Raw genomic sequence first — 7,433 nt, forward strand, 5'->3', positions numbered from 1 at the left:
CCCGCCCTATTACGACAGCCTGATCGGCAAGCTGATCGTCCACGGCCGCGACCGCAACGAGTGCATCGCGCGCCTGAAGCGGTCGCTGAACGAGATGGTCATCGGCGGCATCGACACGACCATTCCGCTTTTCCAGAAGCTGCTCAACGAGCCCGATATCGTCACCGGCGACTATGACATCCACTGGCTCGAGAAATGGGCCAAGCGGCAAGCCGGGGGCTGAAACCCCGGCACAAACGAACAGGGCGGCGAGGTGAAAACCCCGCCGCCCTTTTTCTTGGTCCGATGCCTTCGGCGCTAGAACTTGTAGCGGGCGCCGATGAACACCTGACGGCCGGTGTGATGATAGACATAGGTCGAGTTGCGCGCGGCACCGAGGTCGCCGTGGTACTGGCGGTTCGGCTCGTCGGTCAGGTTGATGCCTTCGACCGTCACCGTGACGTTGTCGGTCAGGGCATAGGAGGCCGAGGCGTCGATCGAGGTGGTCTCGCTCTTGCCGTTGACCGCGATTAACCCGGTGCCGTTGTTGGGCGCGGGCACCTGCTGGAAATAGTCATCGCGGTAGGCGGCCGACACACGAGCGTTCAGCTTGCCGTCGTCATAGTACAGGGTGGCGTTCCAGGCGTTCGGCGACAGGTTGACCAGGTCCGCCGTCACGAAGGCAGCGCAGGCCGAGGTCACGCAGTAGTCGATCTGGCTCTCGACATGGGTGTAGTTCAGCTGTGTGCCCAGGTTGGACAGGAAGCCCGGCAGGAAGCGGAACGGCTGCTGGTAGCTGATCTCGAAGCCCTTGAGCGGCCCGCCTTCGGTGTTGGCCTGGGTGGTGAAGACGTGGTTCAAGGTCGCCGTGCGGGCTCCGACGGGGAAGGCCACCGGGTCGATGGCCGTCAGCTGGGCGTAGGTCAGAGTGGTGGCCGTGGTCTGCACGAAGGTGGAGATGTCCTTGTAGAAATAGGCGAAGGACAGCAGGGATTCCGGCGCGAAATACCACTCGATCGAGAGATCGTAGGTCTTGGCGCGATAGGGCTCCAGCGCGACGTTACCCAGGGATGCCGACGGGTTGGGGGCGTTGAGCGCGCTGAGCGTATAGACCGGGACCAGGTTGGTGATCGGCGGGCGGGCCATGACCTTGGACGCCGCAAAGCGGATCTGCAGATTCTCGACGGGTTCGATCGCCACGTTCAAGGACGGCAGGGTGTCGTCGTACTCGTTGGAGCCCGGCGTCGGGACGGCGACGTTACCGATGTTCGAAAAGCCCAGGGCTTCCAGCTCGGTCTTGACCTGACGCACGCCGACGTTGCCGCGGAATGGAATGCCAAGCAGGGTGGTGTCCCACTCGGCCTGCACCCAGTAGCCGGTGTCGGTCTCGGTAATCTCGCGGAAATTGGCGAACGCGGCAGTGTTGTCCAGCCCGAGCAGACGGAAGTCCCCGCCGGGAACACCAGTATTGCAGTTGCAATCCCACTTGTAGATGTTCCGCAGGGCTTCAAGGTCCGGGATGATCCACGATGTCGCCGAACCCGCCGGCAGGTCGAAGTTGCGCCCGAACCCGGTCAGCAGTTGCGTCACCGAGGCCATCGTCGTGCCGGCGGGAAGTGCCGGGGCGTCGTTGTTGCCGAGGTTGCGGCTATAGCCGGTGCCGTTCGAAGAATATTTCTTGCGGCTCGCGCCCGCCTTGAGGGTCAAGACGTCGGTGACGTTCCACTCGAACGCGCCTTCGCCCGTCTCGTAGATGTTGGTCTGGTAGCTGGTCGTCAGACGCAGTTCCGACTTGAGCAGGCCGGTCGGTCCCGTGATGCTCCAGGCGTTGGGGTCGGCGACGTTGAAGCCGTAGTTGATCAGCGGCAGGTTGCGGTTCTCGCGGAAGTCCCAGCTGTAACCGGCGGTATTCTGGCGATCGATGATCGCGTTGACCTGAAGCGGGTTGGCGAACTCGGATTTCGACCGGCCGATCGTGCCGCTGAACCTGAAGTTGTCGGTGAACTCCTGCTCCAGCGCGAAGGTGTTCTGGCTGTACTCGGTCTCGAGGACGTCAAACCGGTTCTCGGTCCGCATATCGACGTCGTTGAACCTGGCATAGACCATTTCGCCGGTCGTCGGATCGACGACGGTTTCCAGAATGTCGACCTCGGGCTTGCCACCCGCCGACGCGGCGCGGCTGAAGGACCAGGCTTCGAGGAAGTTTTCGCGGCGGGTCGAGTCCAGGTTGGAATACAGGCTGTCGAACGTCATCAGCGTCTTGCCGTTGGACGGCCGGAACTGCAGCGACAGGGTCGCACCGGTGCGTTCCTGTTCGTGCGTCAGACGGCCGTAACGGGGAATGCGGGGATGGTAGACGACGCCGGCCGAGGTCGCGCCGCCCGGCAGGGCCGCAGGGTTTGAAAACCCGCCGTCGCCGTTGGCCGGGCCCCAGCGCACCGAGGAGAAGCCTTCCTCTATCGAGTCCTTCTTGCTGAAGGCATAGGAGGCCAAAGCCCCCAACTGTCCGTCGAAGAAGGTGTTGGAGGCCAGGAAGGCATAGCGTGGGCTCCAGGACTGGGACAGATCGTTATAGCCGCCCTGGACCGAGGCGGCGGCGGTGAAGCCCTGATAGTCGAACGGACGGCTGGTGCGCAGATCGACCGTGGCGCCCAGCGAGCCCTCCTCGACCTCGGCCGAGGCAGTCTTCCTGACCGTGATGTTGTTGAAGAGTTCGGAGGCGAAGACGTTGAAGTCGAACCCCCGGCCGCGGTTCGCGCCACCCGAGGAGTCTGTGGCAGACGTCGTGGCCTGGGCCTCGATGCCGTTGATGCGGGTGCGGGTGAAATCCGACCCCAGACCGCGCACGGTGATCGAACGGCCCTCGCCGGCGTCACGGTCGATCGAGACACCGGGGATGCGCTGGATCGACTCGGCCAGGTTGGTGTCGGGGAAGTCTGCGATGTCCTCGGCCGAGATGGCGTCCACGACACCCGCCTCGCGCCGCTTGATGTTCAGAGCTGCAGCCAGCGAAGCCCGGAAGCCGGTGACGACGATCTCGTCCACCGCAGTCGCATCTTCGTCCGGGTCGGGCTGGGTCTGGGCGTGAACCGCGCCGGCACCCATCAGCAGGGCGATAGCCGAAACCGATGCCAGACGGAGTCCGGCGGTGTGTGTGATCTTGCGCATATGTCCCTCCCCAGGGTGTTGCGACGGGATCGTTGCCCGCCAGAACCTTCCGGTGATACCGGTGTCATTTGCAAGGTCGCACGAAAATCCAATGGTGGCAACATAGTGTCGCAGCGGGTTTGACGTCGGCGGCCGCGCTTGACCCGTCAGCGCCGAACAGGGACGGTAAGCGGTCGTCGCAATCTGAAAGTCGCCATGTCGCGTTCCCTGCCCCTCGCCCTCGGTCTTGTCGCCAGTCTCGCCGCCGCAGCGGCCCACGCCCAGACGGCGGTGATCACCGACCCGGCCCAGGCGGCGCTCGCCCTGCCCGCGGCCCAGGTTGCCATCCCGCCGGTCCGGACCGACGTCGATTACCCGGGAGTGATCCGGTATCAGGCCGACGTCACCGACCTGGATCGCCGGATCGTCAGCGTGCGCCAGACGATCCCGGTCGCAAACGCCGGGCCGATGACCCTGCTCTATCCCAAATATCTGCCGGGCAACCACGCCGACACCGGGCCGATCCAGCTGATCGCCGGGCTGACGGTCACGGGCGGCGGAAGCCGTATCGAATGGGTGCGCGACACCGTCGAGCCCTTTGCGTTTCACCTCGATGTCCCGGCGGGCGTCACCGAGATCGAGGTCGCCTTCCAGTGGCTGACCCAGCCGGACAACGCCGTCTGGCGCGTGACCATGACCCCGGCCATCGTCAACATGCAGTGGGAAAAGGCGATCCTGTATCCGGCCGGATACGCGTCGAACCGGATCACGGTGGCCCCGTCCATCAAGCTGCCGACCGGATGGGGATACGGCACTGCCCTGACCACCGAGAGCTATGAGGGCGGAGTAGCGACCTTTGCGCCCGTGGACCTTTACACCCTGGTGGACAGCCCGATGTTCGCCGGGGCCAACTATCGCCGGATCGACATCGATCCGACGGGGGACAGGGTTCACCTGAACATCGTCGCCGACCGGCCCGGCAACATCGCGCCGACGGCCGAGCAGCTGGGCTTCTACGAGAACCTGGTGACCCAGGCCGACCGGCTGTTCGGTTCACGCCATTTCGACCGGTACGAGTTCCTGCTGGGGCTGACGGATCAGCTGGGCGGGATCGGGCTGGAGCATCACCGGTCGTCGGAGAACACCCAGGCCCCCGACTATTTCACCGCCTGGGACAAGAGCGCCGGTTCGCGCGCGCTGCTGCCGCATGAATACACCCACTCCTGGAACGGCAAATTCATGCGGCCGGCCGATGAGCTGACCGCCAACTACAACGTCCCGACCCAGAACACCCTGCTGTGGGTCTATGAGGGCCAGACCCAGTACTGGGGCGACATCCTGTCCGCGCGGTCGGGCCTGCACTCGAAGGACGAGGCCCTGATCGGCCTGGCCGGGGTCGCGGCCTTCTATCAGAACCAGCCGGGCCGCGAGTGGCGGGCCTTGCAGGACACCAACAACCACAATCTGCTCGGCTATCGCGTGCCCGGCCTGTGGACGTCGTGGATGCGCGGCACCGGCGACTATTACCGCGAGAGCGCGCTGATCTGGCTGGATGCCGACACCCTGATCCGCGAGGGCACGGCGGACAAGAAGTCGCTCGACGATTTCGCCAAGGCCTTCTTCGGGGTCGAGGACGGCGTCTTCACCCCGCGCGGATACACGTTCGAGGACCTGGTCGCCGCCCTGAACGCGGTCTACGCCCACGACTGGGCCACCTTCCTGCGCAGCCGGCTGGACGCGGTGGGGCCAGAGGCCGAGGCCCCGCTGGACGGGATCACACGGGGCGGATACCGGCTGGTCTATACCGACACCCCGACCGCGCTTGAGAAGAGGGTGCAGTCGGGCTGGGCGACCGATTTCCAGTATTCGCTGGGCTTCACCCTGACCGGGACCACTTTCCGGCTGGGCAATGTGTTGTGGGGCAGCCCGGCCTATGAGGCAGGGATCGGCGCGGGCTGGGACCTGATCGCGGTCAACGACACAGCGGCCTCGGCCGAGGTGCTGCGCGATGCGGTCACGGCGGCCAAGGGCGGCGAGACCCCGATCACCCTGATCCTGAAGAACGGCACGCGCTTCCGCACCGTGGCGCTGAACTATCACGGCGGCCTGCGTTACCCCCGGCTGGAGCGGGTCGAGGGCACGCCGGACCGGCTGGGCGACATCTTCGCGGCGCGACGGCGGTAGTTCTGGACGCGCCGACGCACGAAACGCTATTCGACGCGGCCCCGCCTGAGGTGCGCAAGCGGCTGGTCGCGATCCAGGCCGAGGTCGAGCGCCGCGTACCGGGCACCGAACGCTGCATCGCCTACAAGATGCCGGCCTTTCGCAGGGGTCGCGTCTTCATCTACTTCGCCGCCTTCAAGGGCCACATCGGCGTCTATCCGCCGGTTCGCGAGCCCGCCGACCTGGTCGCGCGGCTGGAGCCTTATCGGGGGCCGAAAGGCAATCTGTCTTTCCCTCACAGGGAGGATCTGCCGCTCGACCTGATTGGCGAGGTGGCCGAAGAATTGGCGCGACAGTACGGGCGGTAGAGGTGGTCCACGGGTGCGCGCCCCGTGGACCACCCGCTGTCAGGCCTTGAGCAGGGTCAGCAGGGCCTCGGCCGCCTCACGCGAAGACGCCGGGTTCTGGCCCGTCACCAGCTTGCGGTCGACCTGGACGAACGAGGCCCAGTCTTCGCCCTTGGCGTAACGCCCGCCGTTGGCCGTCAGCATGTCCTCGACCAGGAAGGGCACCACATCCGTCAGGCCGACGGCCTCTTCCTCGGTGTTGGTGAAGCCGGCAACGGCCCGGCCCTGAACCAGAGGCTCGCCGGCCTCGGTCTTGACGTTCTTGAGCACGCCGGGCGCGTGACAAACCGCAGCGACGGGCTTGTCGGCCTTCACGAAGGCTTCGATCAGGCTGATGGACTTTGCATCCTCGGCGAGGTCCCAGAGCGGGCCGTGACCACCGGGATAGAATACGGCGTCGAAGTCGGCGGCCTCGACGCTTGAGAGCAGGACGGTGGTGGCCAAGACCTTCTGCGCCTCGGTATCGGCCTTGAACCGGCGCGTGTCGTCGGTCTGGGCGTCGGCGTCATCGCTCTTGGGATCGAGCGGGGGCTGGCCACCCCTGGGCGAGGCCAGGGTGATCTCGGCCCCGGCGTCCTTGAGCGCATAATAGGGGGCGGCCAGTTCTTCCAGCCAGAAGCCGGTCTTCTTGCCGGTGTTGCCGAGCTGATCGTGCGAGGTGAGAACCATCAGGATCTTCATGGGGCCGTCCTTTTTCGAGCGAGGGAGGCGACAGATGGGGGCTCGCCCCCCGATCGCCACCGGCCAAACGAAAACAGGCCCGATGGTTTCCCATCGGGCCTGCAGAAGTTTCGCTTTTCGACCCGAAGGTCGTGATCGAAGCTTACTTGATTTCGATCTTGGCGCCGGCTTCTTCCAGCTTCTTCTTCACTTCTTCGGCGACTTGCTTGGAGACGTTCTCGACGACGGCGGTCGGAGCGGCTTCGACCAGGTCCTTGGCTTCCTTCAGGCCCAGGTCCGAGCGCACGCCACGGACTTCCTTGATCACGTTGATCTTCTTGTCGCCACCGTCGACGAGCATGACGGTGAACTCGGTTTGCTCTTCGGCGGCTTCAGCCGGAGCGGCGGCGCCGCCACCGGCAGCGGCCATCATGGCGACCGGAGCAGCGGCGCTGACGCCCCACTTTTCTTCCAGCAGCTTGGACAGTTCGGCGGCTTCGAGGACGGTCAGCGAGGACAGGTCTTCGACGATTTTGGACAGGTCAGCCATGATCAGATTTTCCTTCGGAGGATGGGGTTCAGTAGAGGTTTGCAGAGATGGAAGAAGGGTCGCTTACGCGGCGTCCTTGGTGGCGTACGCGTTGAACACGCGGGCCAGTTGGGCGGCCGGAGCCTGAACGATGCCGGCGACGCGGGTCGCAGGCGTCGAGAGCAGGCCGAGGAACGAAGCGCGGATCTGATCCAGCGACGGCAGTTTGGAGAGAGTCTCCACGCCCTTCGCGTCCAGAACCTTGTCACCCATGAAGCCGCCCAGAACGACGAACTTGTCGTTGCCCTTGGCGAATTCGGCGGTGACCTTGGCGGCGGTCACGGCGTCGGGCGCGAAGGCGATGCCCACCGGACCCTTGAACAGGGCGTGGTGTTCAGAACCTTCCGACGCGTCGAGCGCCTTCAGCGCCAGGCGGTTCTTGACCACCTTGAACGCTCCGCCCGCGGTGCGCAGACGGCCCCGCAGGTCTTCCATTTCCGCAACGGTCAGACCCAGGTTGTGGGTCACGACCACGGCGCCGGCGTCGG

At 65.3% G+C, this 7,433-nt stretch carries 6 protein-coding genes and 1 pseudogene; 3 read left to right on the top strand and 4 right to left on the bottom strand.

The window, feature by feature from the left end; translation table 11 throughout:
• Window positions 1-223: pseudogene (locus JHC99_RS16070) on the top strand (acetyl-CoA carboxylase biotin carboxylase subunit); the annotation flags it as partial.
• Between the two features lie 74 nt (window positions 224-297).
• Here JHC99_RS16070 and JHC99_RS16075 read toward each other — a convergent pair.
• Window positions 298-3,147 carry a TonB-dependent receptor gene (locus JHC99_RS16075; RefSeq protein ID WP_292155555.1) on the bottom strand — a complete coding sequence of 950 codons (2,850 nt, stop codon included), beginning with the start codon at window positions 3,145-3,147 and terminating at the stop codon, window positions 298-300.
• A gap of 195 nt (window positions 3,148-3,342) precedes the next feature.
• Between JHC99_RS16075 and JHC99_RS16080 the strand changes: the two genes are divergently transcribed.
• Both JHC99_RS16080 and JHC99_RS16085 read left to right on the top strand, forming a co-directional pair.
• Entirely contained in the window at window positions 3,343-5,310 is a 1,968-nt protein-coding gene (locus JHC99_RS16080) for a peptidase M61 (RefSeq protein ID WP_292155556.1), read from the top strand.
• 50 nt (window positions 5,311-5,360) lie between these two features.
• Window positions 5,361-5,657, top strand: coding sequence for an iron chaperone (locus JHC99_RS16085; RefSeq protein WP_292155557.1), 297 nt, complete (start codon window positions 5,361-5,363; stop codon window positions 5,655-5,657).
• Window positions 5,658-5,696: 39 nt separating this feature from the next.
• Here JHC99_RS16085 and JHC99_RS16090 read toward each other — a convergent pair whose 3' ends face one another.
• The 3 genes from JHC99_RS16090 to rplJ form a co-directional block, all read right to left on the bottom strand.
• Window positions 5,697-6,377: a type 1 glutamine amidotransferase domain-containing protein gene (locus JHC99_RS16090; RefSeq protein ID WP_292155559.1), complete on the bottom strand. Its 681-nt coding sequence runs from the start codon at window positions 6,375-6,377 to the stop codon at window positions 5,697-5,699.
• A 142-nt stretch (window positions 6,378-6,519) separates the two neighbouring features.
• On the bottom strand, window positions 6,520-6,906 hold the full coding sequence (rplL, locus tag JHC99_RS16095) for a 50S ribosomal protein L7/L12 (protein ID WP_271144958.1): 387 nt from the start codon (window positions 6,904-6,906) through the stop codon (window positions 6,520-6,522).
• A 63-nt stretch (window positions 6,907-6,969) separates the two neighbouring features.
• Window positions 6,970-7,433: 50S ribosomal protein L10 (rplJ, locus tag JHC99_RS16100; RefSeq protein ID WP_292155562.1), on the bottom strand; the 464-nt coding region annotated here is incomplete at its 5' end.

This window comes from Brevundimonas sp. (assembly GCF_016463485.1).
GTDB lineage: Bacteria > Pseudomonadota > Alphaproteobacteria > Caulobacterales > Caulobacteraceae > Brevundimonas.

What these genes read in the sequence shown, in the direction of transcription:
- JHC99_RS16090 (WP_292155559.1), bottom strand. Translation starts at nt 6,377, where the DNA reads ATGAAGATCCTGATGGTTCTCACCTCGCACGATCAGCTCGGCAACACC.
- JHC99_RS16080 (WP_292155556.1), top strand. Translation starts at nt 3,343, where the DNA reads ATGTCGCGTTCCCTGCCCCTCGCCCTCGGTCTTGTCGCCAGTCTCGCC.
- rplL (WP_271144958.1), bottom strand. Translation starts at nt 6,906, where the DNA reads ATGGCTGACCTGTCCAAAATCGTCGAAGACCTGTCCTCGCTGACCGTC.
- JHC99_RS16075 (WP_292155555.1), bottom strand. Translation starts at nt 3,147, where the DNA reads ATGCGCAAGATCACACACACCGCCGGACTCCGTCTGGCATCGGTTTCG.